This window comes from Edaphobacter sp. (assembly GCF_028283685.1).
In the GTDB taxonomy this organism is placed as follows: domain Bacteria; phylum Acidobacteriota; class Terriglobia; order Terriglobales; family Acidobacteriaceae; genus Edaphobacter.
In genome coordinates this window covers 437,942-454,423 of sequence record NZ_JAPWKF010000010.1, presented here as the reverse complement: position 1 = coordinate 454,423, position 16,482 = coordinate 437,942, and the positions used below count along the sequence as shown (strand labels likewise).

Sequence of the window (16,482 nt, the reverse complement as noted above, 5' to 3'; positions counted from 1 at the left end):
GCGTGGAGTGAAGAGGTTGAAGAAGGCCTCGGGGTGCGGGGTGAGGCAGGCTTGCGCGTTTGGCTTGCCTTCCGTGGGCAGTGTCATGCCTTTGTCGTCGACCTCGAGATGCAGCGGTGTCATGGGGCAGGTGGCGGGGTCGATAGCGTAGGCTGTGGCGACGGCATCGTAGAGCGTGGGCGCTGGCTGCCTGGAGTTGTACTTCCACTCGGCGGCGAGGAGTTGGAGGGCGTCGGTAAGCGGTGTGCTGATGGTGGTGAAGGCGGCCATGCGGTCGGCGTCGAAGGGCAGCTGTGTGGAGTCCAGTGGGAGCACGTAGAGGGGAACGCCGGAGGTGAAGAGCTTCTGCGCGGATTTCGGATCGCGGGCGATGTTGTACTCGGGCTCGGGTTTTGTGTTGGTGGTGGGGCCGTAGCCACGGTAGATGCTGCCGCCCATGAGGACGACGCGCTTGAGCTGGCGGAAGGTGGCGGGGTCGCGGTCGATGGCGGCGCCGATGTTGGTGAGCGGGCCGAGGGCGATGAGCGTGATCTGGTGCGGGTGGGCCTTGATCTGTTCGAGCAGGAAGGCGACGCCGTCGGTGTGTGGGTGCTCGATGCCGGCGAGCGCCCAGGTCTTCTGCGTGAAGACGGTGTCGGTCCTGGTAGGCACGCCGGCGTGGACAGGGATGGCGGTGCGGCCGGTCTCGCAGAGGAGGCGGTCGATCATGCGGGCGCGGAGGGCGGTATCGCCCCAGGCGGAGGTGACGCCGAGGATTTGAAGGTCGGGGCTGGAGAGCGCTAGCGAGAGAGCGAAGACGTCGTCGATGTCGTCGCCGATGTCGGTGTCGATGATGACAGGGTTCTGGGCGCGAAGCAGGGTAGCGGTGACGAGGACGATCGTGAGGGCCAGGGCGCGGAGTCGCATGTGCTGACCACTATAGAACGTGTGGGTTTGGTTTGTGGCGGGACGGAGGGTCGGGGTTGAGAAGCAGGTTCCTCCACTGCGCGCTACGCTCTTCGGTCGGGATGACACGTATCTCTTCGTGAGTGCGAGTGGGTGGGGTGCGAAGGTCTGTTTTGCGGACGATGAGAGTACTTGTGAGTGGGTACGCTGGATTTTGTGGGTGGCGGTTGGCATCCTGCGCTTCCGCCAAGGTGACTTATCGATACGGATCTGTATCGATGGACTATTTTGAAGGCCACGTTGTATTGGGCTCACCAGTCTTTACCGTATATGCGATGACAAACCGCATCGGCTCAGTCGCGCTTCCATTGCGGCTCACGCGATGAAAGCTGGCTTTGTCCTGAAAGCCCTGACCCGCGACGATGATCTCTTCGGCATCCTCATCGAATGCCGAGACCATCGTGCCTTGCAGAACATACCCAATGCCCGGAACAGGATGCGAATGGCCGCTGCCATCCGCACCCGCCGGATAGGTGATGAGAAACAGGCGCGTCTCCCAGCCCGGCATGTTTTCGACAGCAGCTGTTTGTAAGAGTTCACGGGTTATCGCAAGGCTCATCTTGATATTTTGCACTCCAGGCAGGTTCAGGAGTCGGGACTTGTTATTGGCATTCGTTCCGGATGAAAAGTGATGCGCGTCAGGCGGTGTGGCGGCTGCGTTTGGCGATGAGGTAGAGCGGGACTCCTAAGACGGCGATGCCCAGGGCGAACACGGCGGCTGGCACTCCGGCTACGTGCTCGTCGCGCGCGGCGTAGATAGCGTAGACGGTGAGGGCTGTGGGTGCGGCTGCCAGAAGAATAGGAACCCAGTTGGGGCCGGGGATGCGGAAGGGGCGGTGAAGGTTCGGCTCCTTGTGGCGGAGGACGACGAGGGCGATGTACTCGAGGATGATGGAGAGTCCCCAGAGCACGAGGTCGATGGTGATGAGACGCTCGAAGGTGAACCCCAGTGCCAGGGCCCAGCAGATGCCGCAGGCGATAACCGCGACCCAGGGCGCGCCGTTCTTCAGGCGCTTCGTAAAGACGCGGGGCAGCAGGCCGTCTTCAGCGAGGGCGTGCGGCAGTCTCGTATAGGAGAGCGTCAGGTTGGAGAAGGTGCCGAAGTCGTCCAGCGAACCGGCGAGGACGACGGTGAAGGCGAGCGCGGCACCGCCGAGCAGGCCTGCGGCGTCGACCCAGGCGCCGGTGGTAAAGCGCGAGGACGGAATGCCTGCCCATGCCACCGCAGCGACGGGGATGAGGTACGTGAGCATCACCATGACGGCGGCGAGGAGGATGACGCGCGGGTAGTCGCGCTGCGGATTGTCGACCTCGTTGGCGATGGTGGTGGCGTTGTCCCAGCCCATGTAGTTCCACATGGCGACGAGGATGGCGGTGGAGAAGGGCAGATTGGCGGGACGGGCAAGCGAGGCGTGTCCCGTGCCGAAGACGCCGCCAATGCTGTGGCCGCCGCCGTGCGTCACACGCAGGCCGATGTAGACCGCGATGCCGACCAGCGCGACGTAGGGCGAGATGGCGAAGAACCAGAGCTTCAGCGAGCCTTCGCCGACGGCTGCGGCTCCGCGCAGGTTCCAGAAGACGGCAGCGGCAACCACGAGAAGCTCGAGCGCGATGGCGCGGTGTCCCACCGTCAGCGAGGGCGCGATGCGCTGCAGGTAGAGGACGAAGGTCGTGGGGTAGATCGCCATGTCGAAGACGGAGGAGGAGAGCGAGAGCCACGCCTCCTGAAAGCCCCAGAAGGGGCCGAGCGCGCGGCGAACCCAGGCATAGAAGCCGCCCTCGTCGGGGATGGCGGCGGCAAGCTCGCCGAGCATGAGCGCAGTGGGGAAGCTCCAGAAGAAGGGCAGCACGGTGAGGATCAGCAGCGCGTAGCCGTATCCGGCGTAGCCGATGACGTCTTCAAGATCGTAGGGGCCGCCCGACACCATGAAGTAGGTGGCGGCCAGCAGCGGCAGTAAACGCAGCTTGCGCATGCCGCTTCCGTTGCGTTGGGGCATGAGGGAACTTTATCGCGAATGCGGGCGGAAGGTAGAGCAGGATGCGATACCATTGCGCTCACCACAAGACTTCATGAACAAAGAAAGCTGAGAGAGAGTCAGATGACCGAGGGCATTTCTAACGGACAGAACGGAGTTTCCTCGGAGATTCGCATCGGTCAACTCGCGCTTCGATTTCTCATCGACGGTCCTGTTGCCGGAGCCTCGCTGACGATGTTTGAGATGGCGGTTCCTTCTGGCGCCAAGGTTCCTGCGGCTCACAGCCACGACGCCTTCGACGAGACCATCCTTGGCCTTGAAGGCGTTCTGACGATGACGCTTGAGGGCGCGCGGGTCGAAGTCGGGCCGGGAGAAGCTCTTTTTATTCCTCGCGGAGCGGTTCACCGCTTCGACAATCCCCTGCCTGCAACGGCGAAGGTGCTGGCTGTCATCACGCCTGGCATACTCGGTTCGGAATACTTTCGCGAGATTGCAGCTATCGCCAGTGCCGCTGCCGGAGGACCACCCGATGGTGCGGCCATCGCTGCCGTCATGCTGCGGCACGGTCTCACTCCGGAAGAGAGATAAGAGGACCCCTGATGACGATCAAGAGATTGGATCACGTCAGCGTCGTTGTCGACGATCTTGCATCCGCTGTCGATTTCTTCACCGCGCTTGGCATGACGAAAGAAGGCGAGGCGCCGATTGAGGGATCGTGGGTGGACCGCGTCAACGGCATCGCAAGTGTACAAGTTGACATCGTTATGATGAGGACTCCCGATAGCCACGGGCGGCTGGAGCTAACGAAGTTTCGCAATCCAAAGCTGGTCAAAATCGAACCGGAAGTCGTACCGCCAAACGCGCTTGGGCTCAGGAGCGTCATGTTTACAGTTGAAAGCGTCGACGACACGGTCGCTCGCCTGCGCGACAACGGTGGCGAACTGATCGGCGAAGTTGCCCAGTACGAAGACAAGTACAGACTCTGTTACATGCGAGGCCCTGCAGGCATCATCGTCGCCCTGGCGGAAGAACTCTTCTAAAGCGCTCGCTGTCCTGGGAGAGTAGGGCCGCCGCATCAGAGGATTCGATTTCTCTGGCTCGCAACCATCTTATAGCTGACTTTGCAGGCCGACTCCGCAGGTCCCAGTCAACCCTTCCCATTCTTAGTTTACAAGGTGCGCATGGGCTTGCGGCAATACCCGTGTCCTGCGTCATCATCGTCATTCGACGTGAGGGACTCGCGTCGCCAGCGACGTGCGGATTCTGCAGTTTGACTTGCGGAAACTACTTTGAGCAACAAAGGTCCTGAGCCGGGTTCCACGTCTTTTATCTCTGTGAGGAAGAAGAACGATGCCAGTAGCGGATAGCAAATTTCGTCGACAATTTTTTCATGGCACGCGCGCGAATCTTCAGCACGGCGATCTAATCGTAGTTGGCTACAGCTCCAACTACGGCGAGAGAAAATCGTTGTCCTGGGTGTATTGCACGGGCACGCTCGACGCCGCAATATGGGGCGCTGAACTGGCCGTTGGGAGTGGGCCGGAGAGGATTTATCTCGTCGAGGCGACTGGGCCGGTCGAGGATGACCCCAACCTGACGGACAAGAAATTTCCTGGCAATCCAACGCTGTCCTACCGCTCGCGCGATCCGCTTCGTGTGGTGGGAGAGATCACAAAGTGGCAGGGACACTCACCCGACCAACTTCAACAAATGAGGTCAGGCCTGGAGCGTTCGAAGACGGGAAGCGCCGAAATTATTGACTAAGCGAATTGGATTCGAGGCATCGCTGCGGAAGGCCATGCGTGGGTTGCCGGTCAGGATCGATGCGCGAATGCGGCAGACGGGGCGGCGGTTGTATCGGCATCATCCCCGAGGTCCATCGCTGCAATGAGGCCGCTGTTTAAGGTGAACACATGAAGCACTTCGCTGTCCGACAGGACATCCCCTTGAAGGCTCCTGACGAGCTGGTGCACCCTGACGCGGATTTTGCCTCCGTCTTCTTCGGTCATTGCGAGCGGTTCGACATGGGGATCGAACTCACTCCATTGCCGCGTCCAATAGGCGCGGATCTCTTCTTTTCCGACGACCTTGCCGCCCTCGGAGGCCCTGGGCCAGCTCACGTCCTGCGTCATCCGCGCTAAGGCGCCGTCGATGTCCCGCTTGTTGAATGCGGTGTACGCCTGCTCGATGGTGGTCTTCGTGTCTGCCATTCATCCTCCTGATGCTTGCAGTGCAATCGATCTTATTATGCTGCGAGCCGCATTGCTCCGGTGCTTCAGGCGAACGAGGCTCCGCCATTCACGGCGATGGTCTGGCCGGTGATGTAGTTGTTGGAGACAACGAACATGACGGCCTGCGCGATCTCGTCTGCTGTACCGGCGCGCCGGGCGGGAATGCGGGTGGAGGTGCTGCCTGCGGCGATGAGCGACGCGGTCATCTCGGTGTCGATCAGGCCGGGCGCGACAGCGTTGACGGTTACGCCCTCCGGCGCAAGCTGCAGGGCATAGCTTCGCGTCAAGCCCTCGAGACCGGCCTTGGACGCGCCATAGGCGACGCTGCGCGAGCCCGCACGCGCGCCCATCGCCGAGATATTGACGATCCTTCCCCAGCGTCGCGCACGCATGCCCGGCAGGACGGACTGCGTACAGAGGAAGGCCGATTTCAGATTGATGGCGATGGTGCGGTCGAAGTCCTCTTCGGTGATTTCGGTTTCGTGTGCGGCGACGCCGGCGTTGTTGATCAGGATGTCGATTGGCCCGAGACGCTGTTGCACGGAGTGGATCATCTCCTGTACGGCGGTGCCCTGGGAGACGTCCGCGCTGAAGGCTTCGGCGCGGCCACCTCGCTCTCGTATGGTCTCCGCGACAGCGTCTGCTTCGTTGCCGCGCGCGCGATAGTTGATGGCAACGGATGCGCCTGCTTCGGCCAATGCCAGGGCGATGGCCCTGCCGATTCCGCGCGAGCCGCCGGTGACGAGTGCGACACGGCTCTTCAACGGAGACGGGCTGAGACTTTCCGATGCAGTTGTCATGGGCTCCTCAAATTTTAAGATGCTGCATCCAGAGATGAAGCTATCCAGAGTGATTCGATGGAGGGATCGCGTGCGACGGCGACGTTGAATCGGAGCAGCTCCGCTTTCATGGTGGCCCATCTTCGCTTTTAGAGCTATCAAAGATGGCGGAGAGTCGGTCAACGCCCAGAGATGGCGTTATCATTTAATTGTTATGCCGTTTCCGATCAAGGTGTGTGCTGTCTGTGGCGATGAGTTCGAACTGAAGCCCGGGAAACCCGGTTTTGCGAACCGATGCCCATCCTGTAGTGAAGAAGAAGAGAGTGAGAAGGACAATCGTCTCGACTCGGGGAATGCGGAGCAGAATGCTCACCGGCGGGCGGCGATCAAAGACCTTCTTTATCGCAAGGAAAGCTAAAGTTGGCCGCTGCCGGGAGAGATCTGCCGGGTGAAGGTTAGTGCCGGAGATATGGGGATTTTCGCTTGGCGAGGGATGCCACTTTCAGATAGTGACGAACTCTTCTCGAGAGGGAATTAATAATACTTTTTAATGGTTACCCCGGTTACTAAAGGGACCAGTTAGTGTTACGCTTTAGCTTAAGCAGAGCCTTTTCGATCTGCATCAAAGTCTTCTAGTTAGGGTGCAGTCTTCTAGTCAGGGTGCATGGTATACAGCTGCATTTGCCTGGGTGCACAGCCGTAATTTTATTTCCATACATGGGAGTATCCACTTGTACTGCACAAAATTGTCTAGGACGTCTGGGATCAGAGGGCTGGGTCGTTTGAGAACCGGTTTTTTCCAAGTTGCGATCATCGCTCTCTTGACCCTTGCTGGTAAGAGCGTAAAGGCGCAGGCCGTAGCTGCTGCCTCGGGAGCCCGATTAGGGGTTTACGGTACAGCCAACGCCACGGATCTCGGCGTCAAGAGTGATCGTGGTATTGGCTTTTCAGTCGGCGGATACCTGCAATCCTCCCACATATTTGGCTTGGAAGTTCGCGGAACCATGACGAAGTGGTACGTAAACTATCCGCAATACACTGCAGTGGCTGGAGTGCGTGCCGCATTCCACCAGGGCAGGTTGACCGAGTATGGCTTTGTCGGAGGCGGCGCAGGGCGCGCCCGCTATGTGGTCTATCCATACGCCACTTCATCGACGGGCGGAGCCATACAGCTTGCAGGTGGCGCGGACTTCAACATCAAAGACAGCAGGTTTGCATGGAGAATTGTTGACTTCAGCTACTCCCGATTCTTCGTCGGGCCGGGTCTGAATTCGTTTTCCGGCAGCACGGGTTTGGTCTACCACTTCTAGTCCCGGTTGATTCAGAAGAGAACAACGGCTGTAGGTGGGACTGGTCTCCCGCTCGTCGAGCAGAAGTATTCACATAAGGCTCTTTGAGCGGACTCTCATCCCCGGCCGGCGGTTCCACCATCGCAAGTACAAGTTTGTTCGTTCAAAAAATCATGCCGATCTTCGTTTGTCCTTCTCGGACGAAGATCGGCATGATTTGGTTTTGTCTGTTCGCCCCTGATTCGTTATGTGTGGATTTCAGAGGCCAGGAGGGGAAGGCCGTATGGGTAAACGCTATACGACGTTTTCCTTTTTTTCGATGGTCTCTTCCGCTAAACGTGTCCTCTTCCAGACGACTAGCGGGGCGGAAGCCTTTTTCTTCATTGCCGAAAGAGACTTTTCACGTAAACGCATCTTGAAGAGCGACTCGTCGAACTCCTTGGCATGACGCTGAATCATGTTTGGATGGAACGTCCCTTCGATGGTCTCAAAGTGAAGAATAGCTTCCATCACAGACTCCACTGTCTGCTCTTTGAAGAACACACCCGTGGTTCCTTCTATTACTGTTTCCAGCAGGCCGCCGTGTCCGTAGCCGATGACAGGGCGCCCATACGACTGCGCCTCCACGGGAACGATCCCAAAATCCTCGTCTGCCGCGAAGAGAAAAGCGCGGCAGCGCGCATAGAGCTCCGCTAACTGTTCGTCGGTGACATAACCTTCGAAATGCACAGTCTCGCCTGCCAGGCTTTGAAGCTTTCGCCGCTCTCTTCCTGAGCCGACGATGATGAGACGTTTCTTTAGCCGATTGCAGGCTTCAATGAGGAGATCAACCCGTTTAGGAGTGGTGAGCCTGCCCACTGTAAGGAAGTAGTCGCCTGGTTCGGGATGGATGTAACCCTTTTGCGCCTGCACCGGGGGATAGATGACCTCGGAAGGGGCGTGATAATAGGTGCTGATGCGATGGGCGACGTTCTTGGAATTGGCGATCAACAAGTCGACGCGCTGCGCGGCAATGAAGTCCCACATTCGCAAATAGTGGCTTGTAAAGCCGAAGATGGATCGAACGACCGGCGGTAAGTCTTCGAGATACTCTCGATACTGATCGTAGAGGCATCGCATTGGACTATGGCAATAGCAGATGTGCGTTGCGTCCTGGTCCGTAATGATGCCTTTGGCGAGGCAGGAGTCGCTCGAAACGATCAGATCGTAACCGCGAAGGTCGAGGGACTCGAAGAAATAGGGATAGATGGGGAGAAGGTGCCGGTAAAGCGTGTAACGCCAAGGTATGCGATTCAGGGACGACGTAATGAACTTACGATCGCGAAGGTTCGCAGGTAGCGTCTTCTTATCGCAATACAGCGTGAAGATATCTGCGGTCGGGAAGATGTCAGCTAGTGCGCTGACGGTCTGCTCTGCGCCGCCGAAGGCAAGAAACCAGGGATGAACAATTGCTACGCGCATGCATTCGTGAGGGGGGAGATGCGATCAAAAAGCAGCAAGGGCATCCTCTTAGGATTGTACTGAGCCTGGTGTTGAGGGCCGCCCTAACTCATCATGGATAAGAGTTTAGCGATTGTCCCAAGTTTCGTTGGTTTGATATAGCCTACATCAGATGCTTGGGTGAGTGAATAGCATTGTTGCTCCGTGCGTCCTCTTCCCAACTCACTTAATTGGCTCGTTCGCCTTTATTTTGTGGAATTTGTGGAAGAAGAGTGCCTGGACGAAGACTTTCCTCGTCTATCACGACTACGATCCGTACTTCCCGATCCTCCGTTACTACCCGATCCTCCGTTACTTTCCGATCCACCCTTACTACCCGATCCTCCAAAGTTGAAGCCAAAGGCATCGGTGCCGGAACTGGGGGGAGGCGTGGAAGACTTACCCAAGGAGAGTCCGCTGCCCATGCCTTTCTCCAGACGACTTCCTGAGGATGGAGAGCGCAGAGTCCCAACCTTTGGAGTGATCGGCAAAGGTTGGAACGAGCTTCTTCCTGTTGTGCTGGGGAGGCTCGACGTGGAGCGAGAGCTACGTGAGCTCATGGAGCTCCGACCAGCTTGGGCGCCACTAGTTGTCCGGGAGACGACCGAACTAACGGAGCTCGTGGAAAGCGAAAGCATCCTTCGAGAGATTATCGAAGATTGTGTTGAAGCCGAGCTTGTACTTAGGGCTTTGTGAGAACCCCCGCCTCCACCACCGCTGCCTCCCGCTGCAGAGATGCCGGCATCAGCCGAAGGCGTAAAGCCCAGGTCCGGCGATGCAATCGTTGCGGCCGCTCCTCCGTAGGAAAGATTCGCTGAAGTCTGAGAATATCCGTTGCCAGCGAACCCGGCACTCAGCAGAACAGCTGCAGCCAGGAATAAGCACGATTTTTGGCAAAATACCGCCATATTTTCAGACTGCCTCCCCCCTTTGAAGGCTAATTGATGAGGGAATAAACGACCGCACTTGTGACTGAATTGGTGGCCGCTGGCAACGCAGTCGCGGCAAAGGTCTTAAAGCCACTTCGCGGCAATACGAGTACGTCCCCAGCCTGCATGGCGAGATCGGGAGCCTCGTTCTTCATGACTTTATCCAGGTTGAAATGGATCGTCGTTGCGGTTCCGTCTGGCTCTGGTCGAATGATCGCGGCCCGGCCCATGGCGGCAGTTCGATTCGCCCCCTGAGCAAGCGAGAGCAGGTTCAGTATGGTCAGCGTGGTGCCGCCCTGGATGAAAAATGCACCAGAACGAGCCACATCGCCAACGATATAAACAAGAGGAGCCCGGTTCACAACAACGGTGTCACCAGGAAGTACGATGGTGGCTTTCTGCTCGGGGGAGTAGTTCGGAGTGGTGACATTGACCACAACCGGGTGGCTGGCGTCGTTGGCGTGGGTCACCGTAATGGTGGAACCCTCACTTGTCGTAGCTCCGCCTGCTGCGGCTAAGGCGTCATAGAGAGAGCGTGGTCCCAGAAGCGTATAGACACCCGGACTCTTCACTTCGCCGAGCACGGTGACGCCTTCCGTGGAGTATTCAACGATATCGACGGTAACGGAAGGATTCAGCATAAGCTTTTCCGCTACCAGGTGTTTTTGAATAATACTCGCAGTTTGGGCTGGCAGAAGGCCGCTTACTTTGACGGTGCCTCCAACCGGCAGGGTGATGAAACCCTCCTGGTCGACCCGAAACTTACCAGAAAGCTCCGGGGTCGAAAAGACCTCTACATCCAGCAAGTCACCAGACGAGATAGGGATGTTTTCTAGTGGGCCTCGGTCAGAAGCAACGGGTGTAGCCTGCGAAGCCGCAGATTGCCCGGACGAAGGTGTGGCCTGCGCGTTCCCGACTCCGGAGAAGAGGGAAAATGCGATCAGGAAGCATGCCGCGTTATTCGTAATAGCCATAGCTGTTCTTCCCGTAGTATCCAGTGTCTTGTCCAATGGTGGAATCGTTGAGAACCACACCAACGATTCGGGCGTGCGCACGTAGCAGAATCGATTTGACTCGTTTCACGGCTGACTCTGGAGTGAAGCCGGCTCTTACCACCAGCACGGTGGCATCCGCAATTCTGGCGAGCGGAAGGCTGTCGCTGACGACCAGAAGGGGAGCGGAATCAATCAAAACGTTATCATATTCCCCCTTCCACTGCTCCAGAAGCATTTGAAACTTCTGAGATGCGAGTGCCTCTCCGGGGAAGGCGGTGCTGGGGCCTGAGGGAATGAAGTGGAGATTCGGAAGGTCTTCGATGGGAGAGATAACGCTTGTCGAATCTGCGCGATCGATCAACCAGTCGCTAATGCCATTGACATTGGAGACATTGAAGTCGACGTGCAGGCGAGGTCTGCGAAGATCCGCATCAAGAACCAGAACCCGAGCGCCCTTCTGAGCAAGTACGACAGCATAGTTGATGGAGGTCGATGACTTTCCTTCACGCGGCAGCGAGCTCGAGATCAGCACAATGCGAGGAGGATTATCGATTGAGCTGAGCAGGACCGAGTTGCGAAGTGTCCGGTAGGCCTCGGCATATCGTGAGCGAGGATCCGAGATGGTTACCAGACGTTTTGTCTGTCCGGTAGCAGGGGCAGTTTGTGACTTCCTGTCAGAGACATCCATGTGCGGCACAATCGCAAGACTGGCGAGGCCGGTACTGGATTCGAGTTGGGCAAGGGTTTGAATCTCACCGCCCATTGCTTCTTTCAGGAGGGCAGCACCAACACCGGCAGCCAGACCAAGGATCAGTGCAGAGACGAGAATCAGACCCTTCTTCGGCAGGATCGGGACGGTTGGAGTGCGGGCGCGGTCTACGATCATGGTGTTGATCGCATTCAGGCCAGCATTGACGGTTGCCTGCTGCAGCTTGTACTCAAGGGTGTTGTAGAGGTCGCGGCTGGATCCTCCTTCGGCGACGAGCACGGCATAATCTGCTTGTTTCCGATTCAAGGCGTAAGCCTGGGTCAGGGCCTTCTCATAAGCCTGACGCAACATGTCCTCAGTATTCTTTGAGGCGCTGAGGTCCTGTTGCAGGCGAGAGGTAATGATGCTGATGTTGTTCTTGATCTCCAGGCGAACCTTGGCAAGCTGCGAACGAGTCTCGATCAGCGGAGGATAGTTTTCGCCGAACTTTGCTTCGAGCTGAACCGCCTGCGTGTAGAGGGCTGCTTCCGTGGCCTGAAGGGCCGTCAGATTAGGATCGGTCGTCATTGACGCGAGAACAGCCGGATCCCCGGTTTGGGCAGCCCGCACGAGGGCTTCTTTCACAATTCGATCGCCCTCTGCCTTTGTCACATCGCTATTGAGATCCCGGAGCCGATCCATTTCGGTGTTATTGGTGGGATCGGTTCCCACAAGATTGTTGCTTTCCTGAAACTGAACAAGCTTGCTTTGAGCGTCTGCCGCACGGTTCCTCAAATCCTGCATCTTCGCGGAGAGCCAATTTTGTACCTGAGCGACCGAACTGTATCTGCTTTCAAAGTCCTTCCGCATAAAAGCGTCTACAGCATGATTGGCAAGCACCGCTGCAAGCTTTGGATTAGGACCCCGGAATGAGATGGTAACCAGCTGGGTGCCTGCAACCTGCGATGCCTTCACGGAGCCTTTAAACCGATCGACGGCTCCTGCCTGCCGAGGAGTCAATGGCACCGGCCGCTGTTGTGCGTCCTCCTCCGAGAAGCTCATCTCGCTCTTTGGGAATCCGGCAAACTGCTGAAACTCTTCCGGTGTGAGCATCTCCAACGCGGCGAGAGCGACCTGGTCGCTTCCGAGCATGCCGATTTCAGTGGGGATAACGTCTGAATCTCCTCCCATCAATGCATCCGTCAGCCCAAGCGATCCGGATCGAGACGGGTCGATGCGCACCGTTCCCGCAGCCTCATAGATGGGAGTGGTTGTGGAGGTATAGATGATGGAAGCGACCACGCAAATAACAGTGCATATAAGGATGAACCACTTACCCTTCGCAATGGCGCGGAAAAGATCGGCAAAAGAAGTACCCTCTGCTTCAGGGATGTCGTGGCCGGACGGGGGGAGGGGCTGCACGGGCTGTAACTGGGGCATGGTTGCTCTCATTCTATCTGACGTCGGACGGCTAAATGCTAAAGGTCTAGCGTGTGAACCGAACGATTGTTGTATCGATTGTGCTAACCATTTTTTCTACGGAATAGTCGTCTACAGCACATTGCCGACCCGCTGTGACGAGCTGCTGCAGAAGGCCTTTATTTGTCTGTAGTTGTGTGATGGCTTGGCGAAGGGCTGCTGCATCCCCTGGAGTAACAAGTAGTCCTGTCTTATTGTCCTGGAGAATCTCGAGTGCACCTCCCGCCCGGGTTGCAATGACAGGGCGTTGTGCCAGCATACCCTCTACAATCACGCGGCCAAATGGCTCCGGTGCGATTGCGGTATGGGCAATCACATCGACGGAACGCATGAGCTGAGGGACATCGCGTCGGAAACCAAGGAAGTGGACGCGATCCTGTAACTTGTACTGCTGAACCAGGGCGTGCATGGAATCGACATACTCCTGCTCGCCAAAGAGTGCGTCGCCTACGATGGCAACATGAACGTCTGGTAATTCCTTGATGGCTTCCAGGAGAACATGTTGTCCCTTCCATGGAGACAAACGGCCAAAGGCGCCCACGACGAACTTGCCTTGCCAGCCGAACTCAGTTCGCAGATCGTCGACCATTTGGTTGGTGATGGCGTCGAATGGGGCTGGACTGATGCCGTTGTAGATGACGATCGACTTTTCGCGGTCGCCGCCTGACGCGACGAGCGAGTCCAGGGTGGCCTGTGAGTTGGCAACGATCAGATCTGCCGCATGATTGCCGGCGAAGACGGCGACAAGCCGTACGAGGGAGCTGAAGTGTTCTGCCTGCAGCATGTCCCGCAGGTGCCAGATCAGGGGTTGTCCCGGCCTCCTTGCAAGAGCGCTTACGATGAAAGCCTTCTGCGAGTTGGCGTAGATGACGTCGAAGTCTTTGGCGATCTCGGCGAGTTTGTTTCTCAACTTGAGAAAAGAGGGGATGGCCGAGAGCAGAGCCGATATACCTGCCTCTCGACGCACATCGGCGGCGTTTCCAGCGGAGAGCAGATGGACAGGTACGGGAATCTCTTCCAAAAGCTTGCGAAAGGGCCCGTCCGAAAAGAGCACGACTTCGGCTGTATGCGATGTCCCTTTGACGATGTCAAGCAGACTGAGTTCGCCGCCGCCGAGCTGGCCGGTCTGGTCAACGAATAATACTTTCACGCAAGGAGCTCCTCATAGACGCGGGGGATGGTTTATCGCGTTTGCCGGGTCATGCTTTGGGACGTGCCGGCAGTTCGGGGCTGTTGACGGCCGCAATGCTTCGCTCGCGGCGATCAAAGAGCAGATTGCGAATACGGTCTGTGTTGGCTTCGAAGACGGAATAGAAGCCAAAGGTGATCAGTACGATAAGGGAGAAGAAGCCGACCATCTCTGCAACATTGAGTGGAGTCTTGGTGCGCATGTGCCATGGGCGAAGCAGCAGCGCGGCCAGGAAAGTACCCAGCGGCATATGCAGCACATATAGCGAATAGGAAATCTTCGAGAAGAAGCCAGCCACAGATCTGTACCATCCGGGACGAGAGGTTTCCTTGTAATGCAATAGCAGGTACAGCAGGCCTGAAAACAGGATACCGATAATGTATTGCGATTTATGAACTCCGATATCAAACTTGCGCAGCAGCAACGTGCCCGCCACGAGCAACAACAGCATCATGCCGGTTGTGACACCGCGGAATCGATCCGGAACGCGCAACGGTGCAAGCGCTACCAGGGCTCCCATGATCCAGATCGGAAACAGGATCGGGATATGCTTCAACGAAGCGGGATCGCTGCGTGCTGAAACGAACGCCAGAAAAGCTACAACGAACCCTACGGAGGCGATCTTCACCATCGCGGAGCGCTTCAGCACGAACGGAACGACAAGCATCGGGAACAGGATGTAGTACCAGAACTCGTTGCTCAAACTCCACAGAGCACCGTTGCTTCCCGGGGTTGAGACGAAGATTCCCTGCAGAAAGAAGATATTGCCGAGGATGGTCGTGAGGCGGAAGTCCTGCGCCACATGCGGGTAGACGAAGCCAATGTGCGCAACGTAAATTTGCCCCGGTGCACCCAGCAGGCGATAGCCGATATTGTCCAGTAACAGGCCGAACAGCAGTGCGGGGAGCAGCACAACCCAGAGACGCGTCAGGCGCTTGATCAGATAAGTCTTCGCTGACCAGGTTTGCCGCTTGAGACTCTTGATAACACTTCCACCGACTAAGTAACCGCTCAGCACGAAGAAGATCATGACAGGGGTGTTTCCCATGTCGGCGCGGCGGTGAAAGACAGGCGGAGGAGCCGGGGTCGCAGTCGAACTGTTTAGAACAGGTGCCTGTACATCCGCCGTCGAGTCGCTCAGGGACGAAAAGAAGAAGCTCTTATCGTGAAACATCATTACAGCCAGAGCAGCCAACCCACGCACTGCGTCAAGATGCACGGAGCTCCAGGTCGATGTCTTTTCCTGATGAACGGTTGGCATAAGCGTACTCTACCAGACGCTTCAGAGCGTCTCGGGGTGATGGGTTATGTGAGGGCTTCCTCGTAGACGTGCCGCGTCTTCGCTGCGATGACGGGCCAGTCGAAGTTCTTAACTGCATAAGCGCGGCAGGCGTCACTGGAGGGTAAGGCCTGGGCGCCAGTGAGGAAGCTTGTGAGGGTTTCTGTGATGGAGTCAGTAGAGGTATCGGCGAGAACGCAGTCTGGTGCGAAGGGACGAATCACCTCGGGCAGGCCGCCGACGGGTGTGACCAGTACGGGGGTTCCGGAGGCGAGAGATTCGAGGGTGATCATGCCGAAGCCTTCGAGCGCCTGGGTGGGGACGATCGAAACGTCGGCGGCGCGGTAGGCCAGCGGCAGGTCAGCGTCTTCGACGCGACCGAGCTGGCGAATATTGTCTTCGAGCCCGGCAGCGGCGATGCGTTCGCGAAGCTCTCCGAGGATCGGTCCCGAGCCAGCCAGCATGATCATGATCTCAGGTACACGCTTGCGGACCTCGATGGTTGCGTCGATCAGATTTTCCAGGCCCATGCGGCGTACCTGGCGGCGAACGGCGAGAACGGTGGGTCGATCGACGGGCCAGCCCAGGCGCTCGCGAGCCTCGGCGCGGGACAGGTGGTCGTTAAAGCGGTCTGAATCAATGCCGCCCGGTACGATTCGCACCAGGTCTTCGGGAATACGATATCTGCGAATCAGCTCGCGCTTGAATGCTTCGGAGAGGACGATGAGGCGGCGACCGCGACGGTAGACCGCGTGCTCGATAGCTGCCTGCACGCGTGAGCCAAGAGAGGACTGCCCTTCAACGCCTGCCTCCGCGGCCCAGGGGCCATGGAAGTGAATCACCGTTGGAGTGCGGGAGAGCTTATCGACGATGGGCACGGTGTACAGGGCAAAGTGGGAGGCAATCAGGTCGAAGCGTCCTGTACGCAGCTCCTGGATTTCTGCCTTGCGGGCGGCCAGCAAGCGCTGCGGCAGGGGCGCTTTGGCGGGTGCAAAGCCGGTGACGACGCCACCCGTCGAGACTGCAACATTGGGAGTTCCGGCGACAAGGCCGCGAACCTCCACACCGGCTTCCGGAAGAAAGCGGAGCAGTTCGCTATAGACCCGATTGAGGCCACCCTGGCGTTCGCCGAACCAGTCGTTGCCGATCTGCAGAGTACGGAGCGTCTGTACAGCCATGTGGTCTTTCGGTCCTCCTGTTTTGGTGTCGATCCTGCCGAGGCGG

Annotated in this window: 16 protein-coding genes; 5 read left to right on the top strand and 11 right to left on the bottom strand. The window is 57.8% G+C overall.

Annotation, left to right across the window (positions count from 1 at the left end; all coding sequences use genetic code 11):
- The 3 genes from PW789_RS20000 to PW789_RS19990 form a co-directional block, all read right to left on the bottom strand.
- A partial coding sequence (locus PW789_RS20000) for a nucleoside hydrolase (protein ID WP_299380367.1) occupies positions 1-906 on the bottom strand: 906 nt, incomplete at its 3' end.
- Between the two features lie 262 nt (positions 907-1,168).
- Positions 1,169-1,504 carry a cupin domain-containing protein gene (locus PW789_RS19995; protein WP_299380366.1) on the bottom strand — a complete coding sequence of 112 codons (336 nt, stop codon included), beginning with the start codon at positions 1,502-1,504 and terminating at the stop codon, positions 1,169-1,171.
- Between the two features lie 79 nt (positions 1,505-1,583).
- Positions 1,584-2,942: an APC family permease gene (locus PW789_RS19990; protein ID WP_299380365.1), complete on the bottom strand. Its 1,359-nt coding sequence runs from the start codon at positions 2,940-2,942 to the stop codon at positions 1,584-1,586.
- 102 nt (positions 2,943-3,044) lie between these two features.
- Between PW789_RS19990 and PW789_RS19985 the strand changes: the two genes are divergently transcribed.
- The 3 genes from PW789_RS19985 (at position 3,045) to arr (ending at position 4,685) form a co-directional block, all read left to right on the top strand.
- Positions 3,045-3,509, top strand: coding sequence for a cupin domain-containing protein (locus tag PW789_RS19985; protein ID WP_299380364.1), 465 nt, complete (start codon positions 3,045-3,047; stop codon positions 3,507-3,509).
- Positions 3,510-3,520: 11 nt separating this feature from the next.
- Positions 3,521-3,961, top strand: coding sequence for a VOC family protein (locus tag PW789_RS19980; RefSeq protein WP_299380362.1), 441 nt, complete (start codon positions 3,521-3,523; stop codon positions 3,959-3,961).
- A 310-nt stretch (positions 3,962-4,271) separates the two neighbouring features.
- Positions 4,272-4,685, top strand: coding sequence for an NAD(+)--rifampin ADP-ribosyltransferase (arr, locus tag PW789_RS19975; RefSeq protein WP_299380360.1), 414 nt, complete (start codon positions 4,272-4,274; stop codon positions 4,683-4,685).
- Positions 4,686-4,735: 50 nt separating this feature from the next.
- Here arr and PW789_RS19970 read toward each other — a convergent pair whose 3' ends face one another.
- Both PW789_RS19970 and PW789_RS19965 read right to left on the bottom strand, forming a co-directional pair.
- Positions 4,736-5,131 carry a nuclear transport factor 2 family protein gene (locus PW789_RS19970; protein WP_299380358.1) on the bottom strand — a complete coding sequence of 132 codons (396 nt, stop codon included), beginning with the start codon at positions 5,129-5,131 and terminating at the stop codon, positions 4,736-4,738.
- Positions 5,132-5,196: 65 nt separating this feature from the next.
- Complete coding sequence (locus PW789_RS19965) at positions 5,197-5,952, bottom strand: SDR family NAD(P)-dependent oxidoreductase (RefSeq protein WP_299380356.1); 756 nt, start codon at positions 5,950-5,952, stop codon at positions 5,197-5,199.
- A gap of 983 nt (positions 5,953-6,935) precedes the next feature.
- On the opposite strand from PW789_RS19965, the gene PW789_RS19960 reads away from it, so the two are divergent.
- Complete coding sequence (locus PW789_RS19960) at positions 6,936-7,241, top strand: hypothetical protein (RefSeq protein WP_299380354.1); 306 nt, start codon at positions 6,936-6,938, stop codon at positions 7,239-7,241.
- A gap of 273 nt (positions 7,242-7,514) precedes the next feature.
- Here PW789_RS19960 and PW789_RS19955 read toward each other — a convergent pair whose 3' ends face one another.
- A complete protein-coding gene (locus tag PW789_RS19955; protein WP_299380353.1) occupies positions 7,515-8,681 on the bottom strand; it encodes a glycosyltransferase in 1,167 nt (388 codons plus the stop codon).
- A gap of 441 nt (positions 8,682-9,122) precedes the next feature.
- Here PW789_RS19955 and PW789_RS19950 point away from each other — a divergent pair, with 441 nt between their 5' ends.
- A complete protein-coding gene (locus PW789_RS19950) occupies positions 9,123-9,395 on the top strand; it encodes a hypothetical protein (RefSeq protein WP_299380352.1) in 273 nt (90 codons plus the stop codon).
- A gap of 241 nt (positions 9,396-9,636) precedes the next feature.
- Here the strand turns inward: PW789_RS19950 and PW789_RS19945 are convergent, their stop codons facing one another.
- From PW789_RS19945 to PW789_RS19925, 5 genes are read right to left on the bottom strand one after another with little or no spacing between them, the layout of a single operon-like run.
- A complete protein-coding gene (locus tag PW789_RS19945; RefSeq protein WP_299380351.1) occupies positions 9,637-10,602 on the bottom strand; it encodes a polysaccharide biosynthesis/export family protein in 966 nt (321 codons plus the stop codon).
- Complete coding sequence (locus PW789_RS19940; RefSeq protein WP_299380350.1) at positions 10,586-12,751, bottom strand: polysaccharide biosynthesis tyrosine autokinase; 2,166 nt, start codon at positions 12,749-12,751, stop codon at positions 10,586-10,588. The genes PW789_RS19945 and PW789_RS19940 overlap by 17 nt, the downstream gene beginning before the upstream one ends.
- 46 nt (positions 12,752-12,797) lie before the next feature.
- Positions 12,798-13,940 (bottom strand): glycosyltransferase, encoded by a 1,143-nt coding sequence (locus PW789_RS19935; RefSeq protein WP_299380349.1) that lies wholly within the window; start codon positions 13,938-13,940, stop codon positions 12,798-12,800.
- Positions 13,941-13,989: 49 nt separating this feature from the next.
- Positions 13,990-15,240: an acyltransferase gene (locus PW789_RS19930; RefSeq protein ID WP_299380348.1), complete on the bottom strand. Its 1,251-nt coding sequence runs from the start codon at positions 15,238-15,240 to the stop codon at positions 13,990-13,992.
- A 44-nt stretch (positions 15,241-15,284) separates the two neighbouring features.
- Positions 15,285-16,436, bottom strand: coding sequence for a glycosyltransferase family 4 protein (locus PW789_RS19925; protein ID WP_299380347.1), 1,152 nt, complete (start codon positions 16,434-16,436; stop codon positions 15,285-15,287).
- Positions 16,437-16,482: the final 46 nt, after the last annotated feature.